The organism is Pseudomonas fluorescens (assembly GCF_000967965.1).
In the GTDB taxonomy this organism is placed as follows: Bacteria; Pseudomonadota; Gammaproteobacteria; order Pseudomonadales; family Pseudomonadaceae; genus Aquipseudomonas; species Aquipseudomonas grandcourensis.
In genome coordinates this window covers 83,542-105,334 of sequence record NZ_LACC01000004.1, presented here as the reverse complement: position 1 = coordinate 105,334, position 21,793 = coordinate 83,542, and the positions used below count along the sequence as shown (strand labels likewise).

Sequence of the window (21,793 nt, the reverse complement as noted above, 5' to 3'; positions counted from 1 at the left end):
GTGGTGAGAAGCGGCGCGGTGGGGGCTGCTCTGCCTTTGCTCTTCTGTGGGGGCGGGCTTGCTCACGAAGGCGGCCTGCCAGCCGACCAGGTACCTCACGGCCGAACGACCCCAGCAAACAGGCCGGCCGGTAGGCCGCCTCGGACGCTGTTGCGGTGTACGCCCCCTCGTGAGGCAGGACCGGAGCGAGGGCATGCCGAGCCTAGGCGAGGCACCGAATGTCAGGGGCAAGAGCGTTTGGTTACTTTGTGCTTTTTCAAAGTGACCCGCTGTAAGAGCGGAGCTCTAAGTGGCCGTTACCGAAGAAACGGATATGCGCTCGATCAAAAAAACGCGACAAAGCGCACAAACAAAAACGGCCTCCTGCTCTTTATATAAAAAGCAGAGGCCGTTCCCGGTACAACTCAACACCCTACAGCGAGACAGCTCTTACTTGCGGTCTTCCAGCTTGGTGATGTCACGCGACTCGTAGCCGGTGTACAACTGGCGCGGACGGCCGATCTTGTACGGGCTGGAGAGCATTTCCTTCCAGTGGGAGATCCAGCCGACGGTCCGCGCCAGGGCGAAGATCACGGTGAACATGCTGGTTGGAATGCCGATCGCCTTGAGGATGATCCCCGAGTAGAAGTCGACGTTCGGGTACAGCGAGCGCTCGATGAAGTACGGGTCGGTCAGGGCGATCTCTTCCAGGCGCATGGCCAGTTCGAGTTGCGGATCGTTCTGGATGCCCAGTTCCTTCAACACTTCGTCGCAGGTCTGCTTCATTACTGTGGCGCGCGGGTCGCGGTTTTTGTAAACGCGGTGACCGAAGCCCATCAGTTTGAACGGATCGTTCTTGTCCTTGGCCTTGGCGATGAACTTGTCGATGTTCGAAACATCGCCGATTTCATCGAGCATGGTCAGTACGGCTTCGTTGGCACCGCCGTGGGCAGGGCCCCACAGTGCAGCGATACCGGCGGCGATACAGGCGAACGGGTTGGCACCCGAAGAGCCGGCCAGGCGTACGGTGGAGGTCGAAGCGTTCTGCTCGTGGTCGGCGTGGAGGATGAAGATCCGGTCCATGGCCTTGGCGAGCACCGGGCTGATCGGTTTGATCTCGCACGGGGTGTTGAACATCATGTGCAGGAAATTTTCCGCGTACGACAGGTCGTTGCGCGGGTACATCATGGGTTGGCCCATGGAGTACTTGTAAACCATCGCGGCCAGGGTCGGCATCTTGGCAACCAGGCGGATCGCGGAGATTTCGCGATGCTGCGGGTTATTGATGTCCAGGGAGTCGTGGTAGAACGCCGAGAGGGCGCCGACTACGCCGCACATGACGGCCATCGGGTGGGCGTCGCGACGGAAGCCGTTGAAGAAGGTCTTCAGCTGCTCGTGAACCATGGTGTGGTTCTTCACGGTGCTGACGAACTGGGCCTTCTGTTCTGCGGTCGGCAGTTCGCCGTTGAGCAGCAGATAGCAGGTTTCCAGGTAGTCCGACTTTTCAGCCAGCTGTTCGATCGGGTAGCCGCGGTGCAGCAGGATGCCGTTGTCGCCGTCGATATAGGTGATCTTCGACTCGCACGAGGCGGTCGACATGAAGCCTGGGTCAAAGGTGAAACGGCCCGTGGCCGTCAGGCCCCGAACATCTATAACATCGGGACCAACGGTGCCGGTTAAAATGGGCAGCTCGACGGGGGCTGCGCCCTCGATGATCAACTGCGCTTTTTTGTCAGCCATGTGGCCTCCTATTTATGCTTGAAATCATCAGACAGACCCCCCACGCAGGGCCCGCACCACTATAGTGAGATAAATTCGAATGTCAATTTGCCTAAAGTCTTGCTCCAGAAGGCTTTAACCGGACTTTTTTCTCGAAATTGGCTGCCATTTACGCCTTTTATGTCAGTTGCGCAATCAGCTGTTTGGGTTAGGTGTTTGCGTTGTCATTAGTAGCCTAACTGTCTATACTCGGCCACCGACCGCCAAGGGCTTTTGGGCTTGCTTTCATTGGGGGTCGCATCCCTGGGTGGTGGTTACCTGACCAGTGCACTCCCCAACAACTTTGCCCTGATTGTTAGGGGCTCTTCAGTGTGAAAAAAAAGCCGTGAAAAGCCAACGACCTGTAAACCTAGACCTAAGGACCATCAAACTCCCAGTCACTGCTTACACGTCCATCCTTCACCGAATTTCCGGTGTCATCCTCTTCGTGTGCCTTGCCATCATGCTTTACGCATTGGACAAGTCGCTGAGTTCCGAGGAAGGCTTCGGTCAGGTGAAAGCGTGTCTGACCAGTCCGCTAGCCAAGCTAGTGACATGGGGCATCCTGTCCGCTCTGCTTTATCACCTGGTAGCCGGTGTGCGCCATTTGATCATGGACATGGGCATCGGTGAGACGCTGGAAGGCGGCAAGCTGGGCTCGAAAATCGTTATCGCCGTTTCCGTGGTGGTAATCGTTCTGGCAGGAGTTTGGATATGGTAACTAACGTCACGAACCTGTCGCGTTCGGGCCTCTATGACTGGATGGCGCAACGTGTGTCTGCGGTCGTTCTCGCGGCTTACTTCATCTTCCTGATCGGATACATCGTGGCCCATCCCGGCCTCGAGTACGCCCAGTGGCATGAACTGTTCGCCCACAACGGAATGCGTATCTTCAGCCTCCTGGCCCTCGTTGCCCTCGGCGCTCACGCCTGGGTCGGCATGTGGACCATCGCGACCGACTACCTGACGCCAATGGCGTTCGGCAAGTCCGCGACGGCTATACGTTTCCTTTTCCAGGCAGTATGCGGCGTTGCGATGTTCGCTTACTTCGTCTGGGGCGTGCAGATTCTCTGGGGTATCTGAGTCATGGCTAACATTCCAACGATTTCTTTCGACGCCATCATTATTGGTGGTGGCGGTGCAGGCATGCGCGCAGCGCTGCAACTGGCGCAGGGCGGTCACAAGACTGCCGTGATCACCAAGGTTTTCCCGACCCGTTCGCACACTGTATCCGCCCAGGGCGGCATCACCTGCGCAATCGCGTCCGCTGACCCGAACGATGACTGGCGCTGGCACATGTACGATACCGTCAAGGGTTCCGACTACATCGGTGACCAGGACGCAATCGAATACATGTGTCAGGAAGGCCCGGCTGCCGTTTACGAGCTGGACCACATGGGTATGCCATTCTCGCGTACCGAGCAAGGTCGTATCTACCAGCGTCCATTCGGCGGTCAGTCCAAGGACTACGGTAAAGGCGGCCAGGCTGCGCGTACTTGCGCTGCGTCCGACCGTACCGGTCACGCTCTGCTGCACACCCTTTATCAGGGCAACCTGAAAGCCGGTACCGTGTTCCTGAACGAGTACTACGCTGTCGATCTCGTGAAGAACGGCGAAGGCGAGTTCGTCGGCGTGATCGCCATCTGCATCGAAACCGGCGAAACCACCTACATCCGTGCCAAGGCCACCGTACTGGCTACCGGCGGTGCAGGTCGTATCTACGCTTCGACCACCAACGCCCTGATCAACACCGGTGACGGCGTTGGCATGGCGCTGCGTGCCGGCGTACCGGTGCAAGACATCGAAATGTGGCAGTTCCACCCGACCGGTATCGCCGGCGCTGGTGTACTGGTTACAGAAGGTTGCCGTGGTGAAGGTGGATACCTGATCAACAAGCACGGCGAGCGTTTCATGGAGCGTTATGCTCCGAACGCCAAAGACCTTGCCGGTCGTGACGTTGTTGCCCGTTCGATGGTTAAAGAGATCATCGCCGGCAACGGTTGCGGTCCGAACGGCGACCACGTAATGCTCAAACTCGACCACTTGGGCGAGGAAGTGCTGCACAGCCGTCTGCCAGGCATCTGCGAACTGTCGAAGACTTTCGCACACGTTGACCCGGTTGTTGCTCCGGTTCCGGTTGTTCCGACCTGCCACTACATGATGGGCGGTGTTCCGACCAACATTCACGGTCAGGCGATCACCCAGAACGGCGAAGGCGTCGACGAAATCATCCCTGGCCTGTTCGCAGTGGGTGAAGTGGCTTGCGTGTCGGTTCATGGTGCCAACCGTCTGGGCGGCAACTCGCTGCTCGACCTGGTGGTATTCGGCCGTGCTGCCGGCCTGCACCTTGAAAAGGCACTGACCGACGGCATCGAATACGACGACGCTACCGAAGCCGATATCGAAGCTGCCCTGTCGCGCCTGAACGCTCTGAACAACCGTACCGAAGGCGAAGACGTGGCTACCCTGCGTCGCGAGCTGCAAAACTGCATGCAGAACTACTTCGGTGTATTCCGTACCGGTGAATACATGCAGAAGGGTATTGCCCAGTTGGCTGACCTGCGCAAGCGCATCGCCAACGTGAAGATCAGCGATAAGTCGCAGGCGTTCAACACTGCACGTATCGAAGCTCTGGAGCTGCAGAACCTGCTGGAAGTGGCCGAAGCCACCGCCATCGCTGCAGAAGTACGTAAAGAGTCCCGCGGTGCCCACGCCCGTGAAGACTTCGAAGATCGTGACGATGAAAACTGGCTGTGCCACACCCTGTACTTCCCGGGTGACAAGCGCGTGACCAAGCGTGCCGTGAACTTCTCGCCGAAGACTGTTCCGACTTTTGAACCTAAGATTCGGACTTATTAAGGGTGGCCGCCATGTTGCAAGTCAGCGTTTATCGTTACAACCCTGATCAGGACGCCGCGCCGTTCATGCAGGAATTCCAGGTTGATACCGGTGGTAAAGACCTGATGGTGCTGGACGTGCTGGCCCTGATCAAAGAGCAGGACGAGGGTTTCTCCTATCGTCGCTCTTGCCGTGAAGGTGTTTGCGGTTCCGACGGCATGAACATCAACGGCAAAAACGGCCTGGCGTGCGTCACGCCGCTGTCCGCTGTCGTAAAAGGTAACAAGTTGATCGTTCGTCCTCTGCCAGGTTTGCCGGTTATCCGTGACCTGGTCGTCGATATGAGCATCTTCTACAAGCAATACGAAAAGGTTAAGCCATACCTGCAGAACGACACGCCGGCTCCGGCCATCGAGCGTCTGCAGTCCCCTGAAGAGCGTGAAAAGCTGGACGGTCTGTACGAGTGCATCCTGTGCGCTTGCTGCTCGACTTCCTGCCCATCCTTCTGGTGGAACCCGGACAAGTTCCTGGGTCCAGCTGCCCTGCTGCAAGCGTACCGCTTCCTGGCAGACAGCCGTGACACCAAGACGTCCGAGCGTCTGGCTTCGCTGGATGACCCGTTCAGCGTATTCCGCTGCCGCGGGATCATGAACTGCGTCAACGTATGTCCGAAAGGCCTGAACCCGACTAAGGCCATCGGTCACATCCGTAACATGTTGCTCTCAAGCGGCGTGTGATTCGGCTGCTGTACCCGTTGTACCCGTAGATGCTACGGCGCAGGCTTCAACCGGCGCCGTAGTTTTAACCTGAGCAGCAGCTTAAAAGGCTGCGGCTCTTATTTTGAAGAAATGAGACAAGCAGGGGCATCCGGGCTGGTACCCGGACTATCAGTGTGATCCTAGTGGCTTGTTTTGGTCGCTGCATTCGGACTTCTGCAAGTTTGCTCGGTGTCGACACCGGTGGTGTTCCCCTAACCGAGGGTGACCAAGCATGCAAGAAAGCGTGATGCAGCGCATGTGGAACAGTGCCTACCTATCCGGTAGTAACGCTGCCTATGTGGAAGAGCTTTACGAGCTCTACCTGCACGACCCTAACGCTGTGCCAGAAGAGTGGCGCACCTACTTCCAGAAGTTGCCTGCTGACGGCAACTCTGCCACCGATGTTTCGCACTCCACAATTCGCGATCATTTCGTCTTGCTGGCAAAGAACCAGCGCCGCGCCCAACCGGTTTCCGCCGGCAGCGTGAGCAGTGAGCACGAGAAGAAGCAAGTTGAAGTGCTGCGATTGATCCAGGCCTACCGTATGCGTGGCCACCAGGCAGCCCAGCTTGACCCGCTGGGACTGTGGCAGCGTCCTGCACCTGCAGACCTGTCGATCAATCATTACGGCTTGACCAATGCCGATCTTGATACGACCTTCCGTGCCGGCGACCTGTTCATCGGCAAAGAGGAAGCGAGCCTACGCGAAATTCACGAAGCGTTGCAGCAGACATATTGCCGCACCATCGGCGCTGAGTTCACGCACATCACCGATTCCGAGCAGCGCCAGTGGTTCCAGCAGCGTCTGGAAAGCGTGCGCGGTCGTCCGACGTACTCCGCCGACATCAAGAGCCACCTGCTCGAGCGCGTGACCGCCGGCGAAGGCCTGGAAAAATACCTGGGCACCAAATACCCGGGTACCAAGCGTTTCGGTCTGGAAGGCGGCGAAAGCCTGATTCCGATGCTCGACGAGCTGATCCAGCGTTCCGGTTCCTACGGCACCAAGGAAATCGTCATCGGCATGGCCCACCGTGGCCGTCTGAACGTGCTGGTCAACACCTTCGGCAAGAACCCGCGCGAGCTGTTCGACGAGTTCGAAGGCAAGAAGAAGGTCGAGCTGGGTTCTGGTGACGTGAAATACCACCAGGGCTTCTCGTCCAACGTGATGACTTCCGGCGGTGAAGTTCACCTGGCCATGGCGTTCAACCCGTCCCACCTGGAAATCGTTTCCCCGGTGGTCGAGGGTTCGGTTCGCGCCCGTCAGGACCGTCGTAACGATCCGACCGGCGAGAAGGTTCTGCCGATCTCCATCCACGGTGACGCTGCATTCGCAGGTCAGGGCGTGGTCATGGAAACCTTCCAGATGTCGCAGACCCGCGGTTTCAAGACCGGCGGTACCGTGCACATCGTGATCAACAACCAAGTCGGTTTCACCATCAGCAACCCGCTGGACTCGCGTTCCACCGAGTACGCGACCGACGTTGCGAAAATGATCCAGGCGCCGATCCTCCATGTGAATGGTGATGATCCGGAAGCCGTATTGTTCGTGACCCAGCTGGCCATCGACTACCGCATGCAGTTCAAGCGTGACGTGGTGATCGACCTGGTCTGCTACCGTCGTCGCGGCCACAACGAGGCCGACGAGCCTAGCGGTACCCAGCCTCTGATGTATCAGAAGATCACCAAGCAGCGCACCACCCGTGAGCTGTATGCCGATCGTCTGACCCAGGGCGGTGTGCTGGACGCAGAGCGTGTTCAGGCGAAAGTCGACGAATACCGCAATGCGCTGGACAACGGTCTGCACGTAGTGAAAAGCCTGGTCAAAGAACCGAACAAAGAGTTGTTCGTGGACTGGCGTCCGTATCTGGGCCACGCCTGGACCGCGCGTCACGACACTCGCTTCGACCTCAAGACCTTGCAGGAACTGTCCGCCAAGCTGCTGGAAATCCCGGAAGGCTTCGTGGTTCAGCGCCAGGTTGCCAAGATCTACGAAGACCGCCAGAAGATGCAAGCCGGCGGCCTGCCGATCAACTGGGGTTACGCCGAAACCATGGCGTACGCGACCCTGGCGTTCGAAGGTCACCCGATTCGCATGACTGGCCAGGACATCGGCCGCGGTACGTTCTCGCACCGCCATGCTGTCCTGCACAACCAGAAGGACGCGGGCACCTACATCCCGCTGCAGAACCTGTACGACGGTCAGCCGCGTTTCGACCTGTACGACTCGTTCCTGTCCGAAGAGGCGGTACTGGCGTTCGAATACGGTTACTCGACCACCACGCCTGATGCGCTGGTGATCTGGGAAGCCCAGTTCGGCGACTTCGCCAACGGTGCCCAGGTAGTTATCGACCAGTTCATCACCAGTGGCGAGCACAAGTGGGGCCGTCTGTGCGGTCTGACCATGTTGCTGCCGCACGGTTACGAAGGTCAGGGGCCGGAGCACTCCTCGGCGCGTCTGGAGCGTTACCTACAGCTGTGCGCCGAGCACAACATTCAGGTAGCCGTGCCGACTACGCCGGCACAGATCTATCATTTGCTGCGTCGTCAGGTGATTCGCCCGCTGCGCAAGCCTTTGATCGTTCTGACACCGAAGTCGCTGTTGCGCCACAAGCTGGCCATCTCGACGCTGGAAGATCTGGCTGAAGGTTCGTTCCAGACCGTCATCCCGGAAATCGATGCCCAAGACCCGAAAAAGGTCGAGCGCGTTGTTCTGTGTAGCGGCAAGGTCTACTACGACCTGCTGGAAAAACGCCGTGCCGAAGGTCGTGACGACATCGCTGTCGTGCGTATCGAGCAGCTGTACCCATTCCCTGAGGACGACTTGAAAGAAGTCCTGGCGCCTTACACCAACGTCAAAGCTGCCGTTTGGTGTCAGGAAGAGCCGATGAACCAGGGTGCGTGGTACTGCAGCCAACACCACATGCGTCGCAGCATCAGCAACCTCAACAAGTCTCTCGTACTCGAGTACGCGGGCCGTGAGGCTTCTGCTGCACCAGCATGCGGTTACGCATCGATGCACGCCGAACAGCAGGAAAAACTGCTGCAAGACGCCTTTACTGTTTAACGCCTTCGCGCACCTGAAACCGAATTTAAGGAACCACAGACAATGGCTATCGAGATCAAAGCCCCCACTTTCCCGGAATCGGTTGCCGATGGCACCGTTGCCACCTGGCACAAACAACCGGGCGACGCGGTCAAGCGCGACGAACTGATCGTCGACATCGAAACCGACAAAGTCGTGCTGGAAGTGTTGGCTACTGCTGACGGCGTGCTGGGCGCTATCGTCAAGAACGAAGGCGAAACCGTTCTGTCCGACGAAGTCCTGGGCTCCATCGTTGAAGGCGGCGCCGCTGCCGCTGCTCCAGCCGCTGCTGCTCCGGCCGCTGCTACCGCTGCTCCAGCTGCCGGTGCTGACGAAGACGCTATCGCAGCTCCAGCTGCTCGCAAGCTGGCCGAAGAAAACGGCATCAACCTGGCTTCCGTCAAAGGCACCGGCAAAGATGGTCGTGTAACCAAGGAAGACGTGGTTGCCGCTGTCGAAGCCAAGAAAGCTGCTCCGGCTGCCGCACCTGCCAAGGCTGCTGCTCCGGCTGCCGCTGCTCCTGTGTTTGCTGCCGGCGATCGCATCGAGAAGCGCGTACCGATGACCCGCGTTCGTGCCACCGTGGCCAAGCGTCTGGTTGAAGCTCAATCGAACATGGCGATGCTGACCACTTTCAACGAAGTCGACATGACCGAAGTCATGGCCCTGCGTTCGAAGTACAAGGACCTGTTCGAGAAGTCCCACAACGGCGTGCGCCTGGGCTTCATGTCGTTCTTCGTGAAAGCGGCCACCGAAGCGCTGAAACGCTTCCCGGCTGTCAACGCGTCGATCGACGGCGGCGACATCGTTTACCACGGCTACGCTGACGTCGGCGTTGCAGTTTCCAGCGATCGCGGCCTGGTTGTACCGGTTCTGCGTAACGCCGAACTGATGAGCCTGGCTGAAATCGAAGGCGGCATCGCCACCTTCGGCAAGAAAGCCCGCGACGGCAAACTGTCGATGGACGAAATGACCGGTGGTACTTTCACCATCACCAACGGTGGTACTTTCGGTTCGATGATGTCGACCCCGATCGTCAACCCGCCACAAGCAGCCATCCTGGGCATGCACAACATCATCCAGCGTCCGATGGCCATCAACGGTCAGGTCGTTATCCGTCCGATGATGTACCTGGCACTGTCCTACGATCACCGTCTGATCGATGGCAAAGAAGCTGTGACCTTCCTGGTGACCATCAAGAACCTGCTGGAAGATCCGGCTCGTCTTCTTCTGGATATCTAAAAAGCAGCGGCAAGCTGCAAGCTGCAAGCCCCAAGCTCAAAGCGAGCGAGCGGGCTTCATGCTTGCAGCTTGCGGCTTGTAGCTTGTTGCTAAAAGGAACCTTTTATGACTCAGAAATTTGACGTAGTAGTGATCGGCGCCGGCCCTGGCGGCTATGTGGCTGCCATCAAGGCCGCTCAGCTTGGTCTTTCGACGGCCTGCATCGAGAAGTACACCGACAAGGAAGGCAAACTGGCTCTGGGCGGTACTTGCCTGAACGTCGGCTGCATTCCATCCAAGGCGCTGCTGGACAGCTCCTGGAAGTACAAGGAAGCCAAAGAAGGCTTCGCGATCCACGGTATCAATCACGCTGGCGTGACCATGGACGTGCCAGCGATGGTCGGCCGTAAAGCCAACATCGTCAAAGGCCTGACCTCCGGCGTTGCGACCCTGTTCAAAGCCAACGGTGTGACCTCGATCCAGGGTCACGGCAAGCTGCTGGCCGGCAAGAAAGTCGAAGTCACCAAGCCAGACGGCTCGGTAGAAATCATCGAAGCCGAAAACGTCATCCTGGCTCCAGGTTCGCGTCCGATCGACATTCCGCCAGCTCCGGTTGACCAGAATGTGATCGTCGACTCGACTGGCGCCCTGGAATTCCAATCCGTTCCCAAGCGTCTGGGCGTGATCGGCGCTGGCGTGATCGGTCTGGAACTGGGTTCGGTCTGGTCGCGTCTGGGTGCAGAAGTGACTGTGCTGGAAGCCCTGGACACCTTCCTGATGGCAGCGGATACCGCTGTTTCCAAGGAAGCGCTGAAAACCCTGACCAAACAGGGTCTGGACATCAAGCTGGGCGCTCGCGTAACCGGTTCCAAAGTGAACGGCGACGAAGTCGTTGTTAACTACACCGATGCCAAGGGCGAACAGAACATCACTTTCGACAAGCTGATCGTAGCCGTTGGTCGCCGTCCGGTGACCACTGATCTGCTGGCTGCCGACTGCGGCGTGACCCTGGACGAGCGCGGTTTCGTGCACGTTGACGATCACTGCGCCACCACCGTACCGGGCGTCTACGCCATCGGCGACGTGGTTCGCGGCATGATGCTGGCGCACAAGGCCTCGGAAGAGGGCATCATGGTTGTCGAGCGCATCAAGGGCCACAAGGCCCAGATGAACTATGACCTGATCCCTTCGGTTATTTATACTCACCCGGAAATCGCATGGGTTGGTAAAACCGAGCAGGCCTTGAAAGCTGAAGGCGTTGAAGTTAACGTCGGCACCTTCCCGTTCGCAGCCTCTGGCCGTGCCATGGCTGCCAACGACACCGGTGGTTTTGTCAAGGTCATCGCAGATGCCAAGACAGACCGCGTACTGGGCGTCCACGTGATTGGCCCAAGCGCTGCGGAACTGGTTCAGCAGGGCGCGATCGGTATGGAATTCGGCACCAGCGCTGAAGACCTGGGCATGATGGTTTTCTCCCATCCGACCCTGTCTGAAGCCTTGCACGAAGCTGCTTTGGCTGTGAATGGCGGCGCCATCCACATCGCCAACCGCAAGAAGCGTTAAGACATAATAAGAAACCACGGCGGTTTGGCCCGTCGTGAGCCTTGCATGCAAGACTCACCGCGGAATATCCGCTGGACGCAGTCTTGCATAGCTGCACCGGGTATCCGGAAAGGCTATGCAAGCAGCAGTCACAGGTGGTGCGGCACTTGAATGAGTGCAGCACCGAATGCGCAGTACCTAACGAAGACGGTAAAAAGCATGAATCTTCACGAGTATCAGGGTAAGCAGCTGTTCGCTGAGTACGGCCTGCCAGTTTCCACCGGTTACGCGGTAGACACCCCGGAAGCAGCAGCAGAAGCTTGCGACAAAATCGGCGGCAGCGAGTGGGTTGTCAAAGCCCAGGTCCACGCCGGTGGTCGCGGTAAAGCGGGCGGCGTAAAGCTGGTTCGCAGCAAAGAAGACGCCAAAGCCTTCGCACAGCAGTGGCTGGGCAAGCGTCTGGTGACTTACCAGACTGACGCCAATGGCCAGCCAGTCACCAAGATCCTGGTTGAATCGTGCACTGATATCGCTAAAGAGCTGTACCTGGGCGCTGTCGTTGACCGTTCGAGCCGTCGCATCGTGTTCATGGCTTCCACCGAAGGTGGCGTGGACATCGAGAAAATCGCTCACGACACTCCAGAAAAAATTCTGAAGGCCACTATCGATCCACTGGTTGGCGCTCAGCCATTCCAGGGTCGCGAGCTGGCATTCCAGTTGGGCCTGGAAGGCAAGCAAGTTGCCCAGTTCGCCAAGATCTTCGTAGGTCTGGCCAAACTGTTCAAGGATCACGACCTGGCCCTGCTGGAAGTGAACCCACTGGTGATCAAGGCTGACGGCGATCTGCACTGCCTCGATGCCAAGATCAACATCGACGCCAACGCCATGTACCGTCAGCCTAAGCTGAAGACTTTCCACGATCCGTCGCAGGACGATCCGCGCGAAGCGCACGCTGCCAAGTTCGAACTGAACTACGTAGCGCTGGAAGGCAACATCGGTTGCATGGTCAACGGTGCTGGCCTGGCCATGGGTACCATGGACATCGTCAACCTGCATGGCGGCAAGCCAGCCAACTTCCTCGACGTAGGTGGTGGCGCTACCAAAGAACGCGTAACTGAAGCGTTCAAGATCATCCTGTCCGACACTAACGTCGCTGCAGTACTGGTCAACATCTTCGGCGGCATCGTTCGTTGCGACATGATTGCCGAAGGCATCATCGGCGCTGTGAAAGAAGTCGGCGTGAAAATCCCGGTTGTTGTTCGCCTTGAAGGCAACAACGCTGAGCTGGGCGCTAAAGTACTGGCAGAAAGCGGTTTGAACATTATCGCTGCTACCAGCCTGACCGACGCTGCTCAACAAGTTGTCAAAGCTGCGGAGGGCAAATAATGAGCGTCCTGATCAATAAAGACACCAAAGTTATCTGCCAGGGTATTACCGGTTCGCAAGGTAGTTTCCACACCCAGCAAGCCATCGAGTACGGCACCAAGATGGTTGGTGGTGTAACTCCAGGCAAAGGCGGCACCGAGCACCTGGGCCTGCCAGTGTTCAACACCGTGAAAGACGCTGTAGCTGCCACTGGCGCCACCGCCAGCGTGATCTACGTTCCGGCTCCTTTCTGCAAAGACTCGATCCTGGAAGCTGCCTTCGGCGGCATCAAACTGATCGTGTGCATCACCGAAGGCATTCCTACCCTGGACATGCTGGACGCTAAAGTTAAGTGCGACGAGCTGGGCGTAGTCCTGATCGGCCCTAACTGCCCAGGCGTGATCACCCCAGGCGAATGCAAGATCGGCATCATGCCAGGTCACATTCACTTGCCAGGCAAGGTCGGTATCGTTTCCCGTTCCGGCACCCTGACCTACGAAGCTGTGAAGCAGACTACTGACGCCGGTTTCGGTCAGTCGACTTGCGTCGGCATCGGTGGTGACCCGATCCCGGGTTCGAACTTCATCGACATCCTGAAGCTGTTCCAGGAAGACCCGAAGACCGAAGCGATCGTGATGATCGGTGAGATCGGCGGTTCGGCTGAAGAAGAAGCGGCTGCCTACATCAAGGCACACGTGACCAAGCCGGTTGTTTCCTACATCGCTGGTGTGACTGCTCCTCCGGGCAAGCGCATGGGCCATGCTGGCGCAATCATCTCTGGCGGCAAAGGCACTGCAGACGAGAAATTCGCTGCTCTGCAAGACGCAGGCGTTAAAACCGTGCGTTCGCTGGCAGACATCGGCAAGGCCCTGGCCGAGCTGACTGGTTGGGCTGTCAAGTAAGCCTCGTGCTTGGCTGACGCTTCACCAAACAAAGGCCACCTTCGGGTGGCCTTTGTCGTTTCCGGGGTTTCAGTTGTCCGCAGGGCTTTTGTGGCGAGGGGGCTCGTCGGACCGCCGCATCGCCCCGTTGGGTTGCGAAACGACCCCAAAAACCTGCAATCGCGTGATGTCAGGCGAACCGCGTTTGCCTGATTGACGACTGCTGCGCAGTCGAACGGGGGCAAGCCCCCTCGCCACAGAGGTCCGCGTAAATAAATTAGATATGTAAACGCGACACAAAAATGTCGTGCATCGGAATGTTCGCCCTCTAACAGTGCGTTTCTGATCCAAATTCGTTAGGCTACTCGCCATTTTTGCGTCTGCGGCCCACAAGGCGGCAACGCGCTAAAAGGGTCGGTCTTATACGGACTGACAGCATTTCCCTCACCCATAGGGAAATCCCTCTCTAAATTCCGATTCAGTAGTGTGGTATTTCCTTAATGAAAGTGTTGAAAGGCCAGGACATCCTGGCACTTGGTTTTATGACGTTTGCCCTGTTCGTCGGGGCTGGCAACATCATCTTCCCGCCTATCGTCGGTTTGCAGTCCGGGCCTAATGTCTGGATGGCGGCGATGGGTTTCCTGGTCACGGCAGTTGGTCTGCCGGTGATCACCGTTGTGGCGCTGGCCAAGGTCGGCGGTGCAATGGATGCCTTGAGCAGCCCGATCGGTAAAGTCGCCGGTGGCCTGCTGGCAGCGGCTTGCTACCTCGCTGTTGGCCCGCTGTTCGCGACGCCACGTACCGCGACGGTATCTTTCGAAGTGGGCCTGGCGCCGCTGACCGGGGAGAGCCCGTTGGCGCTGTTCCTCTACAGTTCGGTGTACTTCCTGCTGGTGTTCTTCATCTCGCTGTATCCAGGCCGTTTGCTGGATACCGTAGGGCGCTTCCTCGCGCCGCTGAAGATCATTGCCCTGGCCGTGCTGGGCATTGCAGCATTCGCCTTGCCGGCCGGTGACATTGGCCAAGCCACGCCTGAATACGTGGCGGCGCCGTTTTCCCAAGGCTTCATCAATGGTTACCTGACCATGGATACCCTGGGCGCCCTGGTGTTCGGCATCGTAATCGTCAACGCCATCCGTTCCCGCGGCGTTGAGTCGCCAGCATTGATCACCCGTTATGCGATCATCGCCGGCCTGATCGCCGGTGTCGGCCTGGCACTGGTGTATGTCAGCCTGTTCCGTCTCGGTTCGGGCAGCCATGAAGTGGCCGCTGGCGCTACCAATGGCGCGGCGGTATTGCACGCTTACGTGCAGCACACCTTCGGTTCGCTGGGTAGCGGCTTCCTTGCCGTGCTGATCTCCTTGGCGTGCCTGGTGACCGCGGTCGGCCTGACCTGTGCCTGCGCCGAGTACTTCAGTCGTGTGGTGCCGCTGTCCTACAAGACACTGGTGATCATCCTCGCTGCGTTCTCGCTGCTGGTGTCCAACCTGGGCCTCACCAAGCTGATTGCGTTCTCGATCCCGGTGCTCACCGCGATCTACCCACCGTGCATCGTCCTGGTGGCGTTGAGCTTCTGCAAGGACTTCTGGCATGAGCAGGGTCGTATCCTCGGCCCGGTCATGCTGGTGTCGTTCATCTTCGGTCTGATCGACGCCCTCAAGGGTGCAGGCCTGGCGGACTGGATGCCGACGCAAATGGCCCACCTGCCGCTGAGCGAGCAGGGCCTGGCCTGGCTGGTGCCATCGGTGATGACACTGGTGGTCGCGGTGGTTTGCGATCGCCTGCTGGGCAAACGCGCCGAAGCCTTGGCTTAAGTCGCTTCGAGGCTCGCCACAAGCGGGTCTTGAGCAGAAACAGAAATGCCCCGTATCAATCGATACGGGGCATTTTTTTGTGAGGGATGCGGTGTCTTTTCCGTTGAGCTAACGTCGAAGCACTGCAACACCCTTTGTGGGAGCGAGCTCCCACAGGGTCTGTGTAATCCGCATTTACATCACAAGGACCTGCATGTCGTTCATCCAAGCCAACCTGATCCACATTCTTGCCGCCGTCTGGTTCGTTATCTGCTGGGGCGGGTACACCCGCTATGCCACATGGAAAGGCCGTGACACCGCGTGCCTGGCCAGTGTGCTGCACCTGTATCGTGAAGACTGGATGCGCCGCATGCTGCTGCGCGACAACCGCATCGCCGATGCCAGCGTGATCGGCAATCTGGAGCGCAATGCTTCGTTCTTCGCCTCCAGTACGCTGATTATCCTGGCCGGCATTCTCACGGTGCTCGGGGCTTCGGAGCGGGCGGTATCGTTGCTGGCGGATATCCCGATGGTGCAACAGGCGTCCCAGGGCATGTCGGAAATCAAGTTGCTGTGCCTGGCGCTGGTGTTTGTCTATGCGTTCTTCACGTTCAGCTGGTGCATGCGCCAGTACAACTTTGCGGCGGTACTGGTGGGTTCGGCGCCGATGGTCGGCGAGCGCCATGTGTCGGAGCAGGAACGCAAGGCGTTCGCTTTACGCGCCGCCCGCGTCATCTCCATGGCTGCCAACCAGTTCAACTTCGGGCTGCGTTCCTACTACTTCGGTATGACCATGCTGGCCTGGTTCGTCAGCCCATGGCTGTTCATGTTGATGAGTGCCGGCGTCGTGTTCGTGTTGTACCACCGCGAGTTTCATTCCGACGTACTCGACGTGATGGTCTATACCCCTACAGAGGCGCCGTTGCCGGAGGTAATCAAAGAGGCTGCTTGATGAGTATTCCATTCTGGTGCGTGTTTATCAGTGCGGTGTTGATTTATCTGGCACGAATGCCCGTGACCAGGGCCATGAAAGAGCAGGGTGGTTACGATAACCACCTGCCGCGCCAACAGCAGATGCAACTCACTGGCCTGGGTGCCCGCGCGCTGGCGGCGCATCAGAATAGTTTCGAAGCCTTCATATTGTTCGCTGTGGGTGTGTTGATGGCGCATACCACGCAGACGGCGGGCTGGCTGATCGACGGCCTGGCGATCATCTTCGTGATCACGCGGGTTATTTACCTGGTGTGTTACTGGAAGGACTTGGCCTGGCAGCGCAGTCTGGTTTGGCTGGTGGGATTAATCTGTTCGCTGTTGTTGATGATTAGTCCGACTTTTCGAACGATTTTGCTCTAACCGATTTTTTCAAGGTAAAAGAAAACCCGCACTTGGCGGGTTTTCTTTTGCCACTCTAAAAACCGTATTAGTTCTTAGGTGCTTCCGGAGCGGCCGGAGCGGCCGGAGCAGCCGGAGCGGCTGGAGCGGCTGGAGCGGCCGGAGCAGCCTGATCTTTGGCGGCTTCGGCGTTTTCTTTCGCCGCGTCGTTCACTTTATCCTGAGCTTCGTTCATTTTTTGCTGGGCTTGCTCAGCATGTTGGTTAGCATCTTGAGCTTTGTCCTCGGATTTTTTATCGCAGGCAGCGAGACCGAGGGAAGCGGTCAACATCAAGGCAATAGCTAAAGTCTTACGCATGGGGTGTTTCTCCTGATGAAAAGCATCTACTGGCATTAAGAGCCCAGGCATCAGGGTTAAGTTCCTTAAGTCTTTCAGATATATAAGTTTGTTCTAATGCGGAACTTTTACCCGGACCGCCACCGCACAGTACGGACATAAACAAGAGTTTTTATCAAATGGCCGAAAACCCCGTTTTTGAGCGCGCGAAGCGCTTTTTGTCGGCGCTGCGACATTGCCAGGTACTTGGACTAAGTGTTCATAGCGCCAGCAACGAAGGGCTGACGATTGTGCTGCCGTACAGCCCGCAGATCGTCGGTAATCCGCAAACCGGTGTGATTCATGGTGGAGCGCTGACCTCACTGATGGACACCGCCTGTGGCATGGCGACCCTCTGCGTGCTCCCGGAATTCGAAGTCTGCCCGACCCTCGACCTGCGCATCGACTACATGCACGCCGCCGAGCCGCATAAGGATGTCTACGGCTTTGCCCAGTGCTATCGGGTCACCACCGATGTGATTTTTGCCCGTGGCTTCGCCTATCAGGATGACCCCGGGCAACCCATTGCCCATGTGATGGGCACTTTCATGCGCATGGGCAAGAACATCAAGGGCACCAAGGGCTTTGGTGGCGCCGTCGCCGGAGGTGCGCAATGAGCGAGTCGTTGAAGGAGCAATTGCAAAAGGCCCATGAGCAGGGCGATTACGCCTCGCTGCTGGATTTGATTCCCTATGCCCGGTTGATCGGCGTCGAATGTTCACGGGTGGGGGATGAGTTGCTGTTCAAGCTGCCAGCGAACAAGGACAACATTGGGAACCCGTTGTTGCCGGCGATTCATGGCGGTGTGATCGCCGGTTTCATGGAATTGGCCGCGGCGCTGCACCTGTTGGTGTTCACCGGATCGCCCGGGGTGCCGAAGATCATCGACTTCTCCCTGGATTACCTGCGAGCCGGGCAGTTTCGCGATACCTGGGCCCGATGCCAGGTCTGGCGCCAGGGTCGGCGGGTCGCCAATGTGGCGATTACCGCCTGGCAAAGCACCGAAGCCGAACCCATTGCCACGGCCCGTGCACATTTCAAACTCGAAGAGCCCTTGAAATCCTGAACTCAGCCCCAAACTCTGAGGACAACCCGCCGTCGACCCTCAAGGTCGCGGCTTATGCCATCTGATTGGAGTTTGATGACCATGAGTGTGGAAACTCAAAAGGAAACCCTGGGCTTCCAGACCGAGGTGAAGCAGCTGCTGCACCTCATGATCCATTCGCTGTATTCCAACAAGGAAATTTTCCTTCGCGAATTGATCTCGAACGCCTCTGACGCTGTCGACAAATTACGTTTCGAAGCCCTGGCCAAGCCCGAGCTGCTGGAAGGTGGCGCCGAACTGAAAATCCGCGTTAGCTTCGACAAGGACGCTAAAACCGTCACCCTCGAAGACAACGGTATCGGCATGAGCCGCGAAGACGCGATCACCCACCTGGGGACCATCGCCAAGTCCGGCACCGCCGATTTCATGAAGCATCTGAGCGGCGACCAGAAGAAAGACTCGCACCTGATCGGCCAGTTCGGTGTCGGTTTCTACTCCGCATTCATCGTCGCTGACAAAGTCGATGTGTACAGCCGTCGTGCCGGCAGCGCTGCCAGCGAAGGCGTGCACTGGTCGTCCAAGGGCGAAGGCGATTTCGAAGTTGCGACCATCGACAAGGCCGAACGCGGCACTCGCATCGTCCTGCACCTGAAATCCGGTGAAGACGAGTTCGCCGACGGCTGGCGCCTGCGCAACATCATCAAGAAGTACTCCGACCATATCGCCTTGCCGATCGAGCTGCCGAAAGAAGTGGCCGCTGCCGAAGGCGAAGAGCAGCCGGCCGTTGAGTGGGAAACCGTCAACCGCGCCAGCGCCCTGTGGACCCGTCCGCGTACCGAGATCAAGGACGAGGAATACCAGGAGTTCTACAAGCACATCGCTCACGATTTCGAAAACCCGCTGAGCTGGAGCCACAACAAGGTCGAAGGCAAGCTCGAATACAGCTCGCTGCTGTACGTGCCGACCCGTGCGCCGTTCGACCTGTACCAGCGTGAAGCGCCGAAAGGCCTGAAGCTGTACGTGCAGCGCGTGTTCGTCATGGATCAGGCCGAGTCCTTCCTGCCGCTGTACCTGCGCTTCATCAAAGGCGTGGTCGATTCCAACGACCTGTCGCTGAACGTGTCGCGGGAAATCCTGCAGAAAGACCCGATCATCGACTCGATGAAGTCGGCGCTGACCAAGCGCGTCCTGGACATGCTGGAAAAACTGGCGAAGAACGAGCCTGAGCAATACAAGGGCTTCTGGAAAAACTTCGGTCAGGTCATGAAAGAAGGCCCGGCAGAAGATTTCGCCAACAAGGAAAAAATCGCCGGCCTGCTGCGTTTTGCTTCGACCAATGGCGACGATGGCGAGCAGGTTGTTGGCCTGACCGAGTACCTGGCGCGCGCCAAGGAAGGTCAGGACAAGATCTACTACCTGACCGGCGAAACCTACGCTCAGGTCAAGAACAGCCCGCACCTGGAAGTCTTCCGTAAGAAAGGCATCGAAGTGCTGCTGTTGACCGACCGTATCGACGAGTGGCTGATGAGCTACCTCAGCGACTTCGACGGCAAGAGCTTCGTCGACGTGGCGCGCGGTGACCTGGACCTGGGCAACCTGGACTCGGAAGAGGACAAGAAAGCCGCGGAAGAAGTCGCCAAGGCCAAAGAAGGTCTGGTCGAGCGTCTGAAGACCGCCTTGGGTGAATCCGTTGCGGAAGTGCGGGTGTCCCATCGCCTGACCGATTCGCCGGCGATCCTGGCCATCGGCGAGCAGGACCTGGGCTTGCAGATGCGCCAGATCCTGGAAGCGAGCGGCCAGAAGGTTCCGGATTCGAAGCCGATTTTCGAATTCAACCCGGCTCACCCGCTGATCGAGAAGCTCGACAACGAGCAGAGTGACGAGCGCTTCGGCGACCTGTCGCACATCCTCTTCGATCAGGCGGCCCTGGCGGCCGGCGACAGCTTGAAAGACCCGGCGGCCTATGTGCGCCGTCTGAACAAGCTGTTGGTCGAGCTATCGGCCTGACTGTGTTGTAGAAAAACCCGCTTCGGCGGGTTTTTTCATTTCGGTGCTAAAACATCAGGAGTCAGAAATGAGCCAAATCACTGTACGTTCCGTTGCCTATCAGATTGACGGCCAGGCTTACGTAAGCCGTCTGGCCTTCGATGCCGACCATAAAGGCCCGCGCCCGGGTTTGTTGATGGCGCCGAACTGGATGGGCGTCAGTGCCGGTGCCGAGGAGATCGCCAAGTCGGTGGCGTCCAAGGGTTATGTGGTACTGATCGCAGACCTTTACGGTCAATCGGTTCGTCCGACGAACAATGATGAGGCCGGCGCGGCCATGATGCCGTTGAAGAATGACCGCCCATTGCTGCGCAAGCGCATGCAGGTGGCGTTCGAACAGCTGCAAAGCCAGGGTGAAGTGGCTGTCGATACTTCAAAACTGGCCACTTTCGGTTTCTGCTTCGGCGGTTGCTGCGCCCTGGAGTTTGCTCGTACCGGCGCGCCGGTGAAAGCCGCGGTGTCGTTCCACGGCACGCTGGACACACCGAATCCGGCTGATGCGAAAAACATCAAGGGTAAGGTGTTGGTATTGCACGGTGCTTCCGATCCATTGGTGCCGAAGGAGCAGTTGCCGGCGTTCGAAGATGAAATGAACACGGCGGGTGTGGACTGGCAGTTGCTGAGCTACGGCGGTGCGTTCCACTCGTTCACCGACCCGCACGCCAATGTGCCGGGGATGATGATGTACGACGCGAAGGTGGCTGTCCGGGCCTTCACGTCGATGCATAACTTGCTGGATGAAGTGTTCAAGGGCTGATAGCTGGTTTCAGTTCTGGTTAGTCGGTGACTCTACCGGCCCCATCGCGAGCAGGCTCGCTCCTGCAGTTGACCGTGTTCCAATGTGGGAGCGAACCTGCTCGCGAAGACTGACTGATCGGCAATGCATCGCTCAGGGCAATTCGATCCTCTCAACTTCCCCCGGCACCTTCGGCCAGTCCCCGGCCGCCCAACGTCGGCGTGCCTCATCGATAGCAGCCGGATCGCTCGCGACAAAATTCCAGTTGATCCGCCGTGGCCCGTCAAGCGGTGCTCCGCCAAACAACACGGCGTGACTGTCGCTCTCGGCAAACAGGGTCATCTCTTCCCCCGCAGGCAGTACCACCAGCGAGTACGGCTCTATCAGCTCGCCATCCAGCTGCACCTCACCGCTCAACACATACAACGCACGTTCTTCATGCTCGGTGGGGATCAGCAATGTCGTCGCTGTTTGCAGGTGTAGCTCCGCATACAGCGTAGGAGAAAGCACCGGCACTGGCGATTCCAGGCAAAAGCCTGACCCCGCAATCATGCGAATCTTCACCCCCAGGTTTTCGCTGACCGGCAATGTGGAAGCCGGATGGTGGCTGTAATGCCCCGGACCCTGTTCTTTATCCTTGGGTGAAGCCAGCCAGATCTGCAAGCCGTGCATGGTGAAGCCGCTTTCTCTCAGGGCCTCGGGCGTGCGTTCGACGTGGGCGATGGCACTGCCGGCCGTCATCCAGCTGACGTCGCCTGTCCCGACCACTTGATCGGAACCGAGACTGTCCTTGTGCTGGATCTGCCCCTGGAACAAGTAGGTGAGGGTGGACAGGCCAATGTGCGGATGCTGGCGGATGTTCATGCCTTTGCCCGGTGGATAACGGGTTTCCAGCATGTGGTCGAAAAACACGAATGGCCCGACGCTGCGGCACTTGGCCGATGGCAGCGGGCGGAGAATAGGCTGGCCCTCGACATCTTCGGTGCGGGGGCGGATCACGAGCGGAGTGTTCATGGTGCGTTCCAGGCTGAGCGGGTAATG

19 protein-coding genes are annotated in these 21,793 nt (G+C 58.3%); 16 read left to right on the top strand and 3 right to left on the bottom strand.

What is annotated here, in order from left to right; all coding sequences use genetic code 11:
• Positions 1 to 429: 429 nt before the first annotated feature.
• On the bottom strand, positions 430 to 1,719 hold the full coding sequence (gene gltA / locus VC35_RS02865) for a citrate synthase (RefSeq protein ID WP_007977501.1): 1,290 nt from the start codon (positions 1,717 to 1,719) through the stop codon (positions 430 to 432).
• Positions 1,720 to 2,083: 364 nt separating this feature from the next.
• Between gltA and sdhC the strand changes: the two genes are divergently transcribed.
• From sdhC to VC35_RS02805, 12 genes are all read left to right on the top strand, one after another.
• The gene (gene sdhC / locus VC35_RS02860) at positions 2,084 to 2,458 is read left to right on the top strand and encodes a succinate dehydrogenase, cytochrome b556 subunit (RefSeq protein ID WP_032829628.1); all 375 of its coding nucleotides are present in this window, start codon (positions 2,084 to 2,086) and stop codon (positions 2,456 to 2,458) included.
• A complete protein-coding gene (gene sdhD / locus VC35_RS02855; RefSeq protein WP_046037653.1) occupies positions 2,452 to 2,820 on the top strand; it encodes a succinate dehydrogenase, hydrophobic membrane anchor protein in 369 nt (122 codons plus the stop codon). The genes sdhC and sdhD overlap by 7 nt, the downstream gene beginning before the upstream one ends.
• Before the next feature lie 3 nt (positions 2,821 to 2,823).
• Positions 2,824 to 4,596 (top strand): succinate dehydrogenase flavoprotein subunit, encoded by a 1,773-nt coding sequence (sdhA, locus tag VC35_RS02850; RefSeq protein ID WP_046037652.1) that lies wholly within the window; start codon positions 2,824 to 2,826, stop codon positions 4,594 to 4,596.
• A gap of 11 nt (positions 4,597 to 4,607) precedes the next feature.
• The gene (locus VC35_RS02845) at positions 4,608 to 5,312 is read left to right on the top strand and encodes a succinate dehydrogenase iron-sulfur subunit (RefSeq protein WP_008063297.1); all 705 of its coding nucleotides are present in this window, start codon (positions 4,608 to 4,610) and stop codon (positions 5,310 to 5,312) included.
• Positions 5,313 to 5,565: 253 nt separating this feature from the next.
• Entirely contained in the window at positions 5,566 to 8,397 is a 2,832-nt protein-coding gene (locus tag VC35_RS02840; RefSeq protein WP_046037651.1) for a 2-oxoglutarate dehydrogenase E1 component, read from the top strand.
• A gap of 42 nt (positions 8,398 to 8,439) precedes the next feature.
• Positions 8,440 to 9,657: a 2-oxoglutarate dehydrogenase complex dihydrolipoyllysine-residue succinyltransferase gene (gene odhB / locus VC35_RS02835; RefSeq protein WP_046037650.1), complete on the top strand. Its 1,218-nt coding sequence runs from the start codon at positions 8,440 to 8,442 to the stop codon at positions 9,655 to 9,657.
• 105 nt (positions 9,658 to 9,762) lie between these two features.
• Positions 9,763 to 11,199 (top strand): dihydrolipoyl dehydrogenase, encoded by a 1,437-nt coding sequence (lpdA, locus tag VC35_RS02830; RefSeq protein WP_046037649.1) that lies wholly within the window; start codon positions 9,763 to 9,765, stop codon positions 11,197 to 11,199.
• A 198-nt stretch (positions 11,200 to 11,397) separates the two neighbouring features.
• Complete coding sequence (sucC, locus tag VC35_RS02825) at positions 11,398 to 12,564, top strand: ADP-forming succinate--CoA ligase subunit beta (RefSeq protein ID WP_007919879.1); 1,167 nt, start codon at positions 11,398 to 11,400, stop codon at positions 12,562 to 12,564.
• Positions 12,564 to 13,445, top strand: coding sequence for a succinate--CoA ligase subunit alpha (gene sucD, locus VC35_RS02820; RefSeq protein ID WP_007919877.1), 882 nt, complete (start codon positions 12,564 to 12,566; stop codon positions 13,443 to 13,445). Before sucC ends, sucD begins: the two co-directional genes overlap by 1 nt.
• 479 nt (positions 13,446 to 13,924) lie before the next feature.
• The gene (gene brnQ, locus VC35_RS02815; RefSeq protein ID WP_046037648.1) at positions 13,925 to 15,238 is read left to right on the top strand and encodes a branched-chain amino acid transport system II carrier protein; all 1,314 of its coding nucleotides are present in this window, start codon (positions 13,925 to 13,927) and stop codon (positions 15,236 to 15,238) included.
• A gap of 193 nt (positions 15,239 to 15,431) precedes the next feature.
• A complete protein-coding gene (locus tag VC35_RS02810) occupies positions 15,432 to 16,169 on the top strand; it encodes a DUF599 domain-containing protein (RefSeq protein WP_046037647.1) in 738 nt (245 codons plus the stop codon).
• Entirely contained in the window at positions 16,169 to 16,570 is a 402-nt protein-coding gene (locus VC35_RS02805) for an MAPEG family protein (protein WP_046037646.1), read from the top strand. Before VC35_RS02810 ends, VC35_RS02805 begins: the two co-directional genes overlap by 1 nt.
• Before the next feature lie 67 nt (positions 16,571 to 16,637).
• On the opposite strand, the gene VC35_RS02800 is transcribed toward VC35_RS02805, so the two are convergent.
• Positions 16,638 to 16,907, bottom strand: coding sequence for a hypothetical protein (locus VC35_RS02800; RefSeq protein WP_046037763.1), 270 nt, complete (start codon positions 16,905 to 16,907; stop codon positions 16,638 to 16,640).
• Between the two features lie 158 nt (positions 16,908 to 17,065).
• On the opposite strand from VC35_RS02800, the gene VC35_RS02795 reads away from it, so the two are divergent.
• The 4 genes from VC35_RS02795 to VC35_RS02780 all read left to right on the top strand — a co-directional run bounded on the left by VC35_RS02795 (position 17,066) and on the right by VC35_RS02780 (position 20,773).
• A complete protein-coding gene (locus VC35_RS02795; RefSeq protein ID WP_046037645.1) occupies positions 17,066 to 17,542 on the top strand; it encodes a PaaI family thioesterase in 477 nt (158 codons plus the stop codon).
• Positions 17,539 to 17,991, top strand: a complete 453-nt coding sequence (locus VC35_RS02790; protein ID WP_046037644.1) for a PaaI family thioesterase — start codon at positions 17,539 to 17,541, stop codon at positions 17,989 to 17,991. The genes VC35_RS02795 and VC35_RS02790 overlap by 4 nt, the downstream gene beginning before the upstream one ends.
• An 81-nt stretch (positions 17,992 to 18,072) precedes the next feature.
• The gene (htpG, locus tag VC35_RS02785; protein ID WP_046037762.1) at positions 18,073 to 19,977 is read left to right on the top strand and encodes a molecular chaperone HtpG; all 1,905 of its coding nucleotides are present in this window, start codon (positions 18,073 to 18,075) and stop codon (positions 19,975 to 19,977) included.
• A 67-nt stretch (positions 19,978 to 20,044) separates the two neighbouring features.
• Positions 20,045 to 20,773, top strand: a complete 729-nt coding sequence (locus tag VC35_RS02780; RefSeq protein WP_046037643.1) for a dienelactone hydrolase family protein — start codon at positions 20,045 to 20,047, stop codon at positions 20,771 to 20,773.
• Between the two features lie 132 nt (positions 20,774 to 20,905).
• Here the strand turns inward: VC35_RS02780 and VC35_RS02775 are convergent, their stop codons facing one another.
• Complete coding sequence (locus VC35_RS02775; protein ID WP_046037642.1) at positions 20,906 to 21,766, bottom strand: pirin family protein; 861 nt, start codon at positions 21,764 to 21,766, stop codon at positions 20,906 to 20,908.
• Between the last annotated feature and the right edge of the window lie 27 nt (positions 21,767 to 21,793).

What these genes read in the sequence shown, in the direction of transcription:
- VC35_RS02805 (WP_046037646.1), top strand. Translation starts at nt 16,169, where the DNA reads ATGAGTATTCCATTCTGGTGCGTGTTTATCAGTGCGGTGTTGATTTAT.
- brnQ (WP_046037648.1), top strand. Translation starts at nt 13,925, where the DNA reads ATGAAAGTGTTGAAAGGCCAGGACATCCTGGCACTTGGTTTTATGACG.
- sdhA (WP_046037652.1), top strand. Translation starts at nt 2,824, where the DNA reads ATGGCTAACATTCCAACGATTTCTTTCGACGCCATCATTATTGGTGGT.
- VC35_RS02795 (WP_046037645.1), top strand. Translation starts at nt 17,066, where the DNA reads ATGGCCGAAAACCCCGTTTTTGAGCGCGCGAAGCGCTTTTTGTCGGCG.
- VC35_RS02810 (WP_046037647.1), top strand. Translation starts at nt 15,432, where the DNA reads ATGTCGTTCATCCAAGCCAACCTGATCCACATTCTTGCCGCCGTCTGG.
- VC35_RS02775 (WP_046037642.1), bottom strand. Translation starts at nt 21,766, where the DNA reads ATGAACACTCCGCTCGTGATCCGCCCCCGCACCGAAGATGTCGAGGGC.
- gltA (WP_007977501.1), bottom strand. Translation starts at nt 1,719, where the DNA reads ATGGCTGACAAAAAAGCGCAGTTGATCATCGAGGGCGCAGCCCCCGTC.
- lpdA (WP_046037649.1), top strand. Translation starts at nt 9,763, where the DNA reads ATGACTCAGAAATTTGACGTAGTAGTGATCGGCGCCGGCCCTGGCGGC.
- sucC (WP_007919879.1), top strand. Translation starts at nt 11,398, where the DNA reads ATGAATCTTCACGAGTATCAGGGTAAGCAGCTGTTCGCTGAGTACGGC.
- sdhD (WP_046037653.1), top strand. Translation starts at nt 2,452, where the DNA reads ATGGTAACTAACGTCACGAACCTGTCGCGTTCGGGCCTCTATGACTGG.
- VC35_RS02780 (WP_046037643.1), top strand. Translation starts at nt 20,045, where the DNA reads ATGAGCCAAATCACTGTACGTTCCGTTGCCTATCAGATTGACGGCCAG.
- VC35_RS02790 (WP_046037644.1), top strand. Translation starts at nt 17,539, where the DNA reads ATGAGCGAGTCGTTGAAGGAGCAATTGCAAAAGGCCCATGAGCAGGGC.
- odhB (WP_046037650.1), top strand. Translation starts at nt 8,440, where the DNA reads ATGGCTATCGAGATCAAAGCCCCCACTTTCCCGGAATCGGTTGCCGAT.
- VC35_RS02840 (WP_046037651.1), top strand. Translation starts at nt 5,566, where the DNA reads ATGCAAGAAAGCGTGATGCAGCGCATGTGGAACAGTGCCTACCTATCC.
- htpG (WP_046037762.1), top strand. Translation starts at nt 18,073, where the DNA reads ATGAGTGTGGAAACTCAAAAGGAAACCCTGGGCTTCCAGACCGAGGTG.
- VC35_RS02845 (WP_008063297.1), top strand. Translation starts at nt 4,608, where the DNA reads ATGTTGCAAGTCAGCGTTTATCGTTACAACCCTGATCAGGACGCCGCG.
- VC35_RS02800 (WP_046037763.1), bottom strand. Translation starts at nt 16,907, where the DNA reads ATGCGTAAGACTTTAGCTATTGCCTTGATGTTGACCGCTTCCCTCGGT.
- sucD (WP_007919877.1), top strand. Translation starts at nt 12,564, where the DNA reads ATGAGCGTCCTGATCAATAAAGACACCAAAGTTATCTGCCAGGGTATT.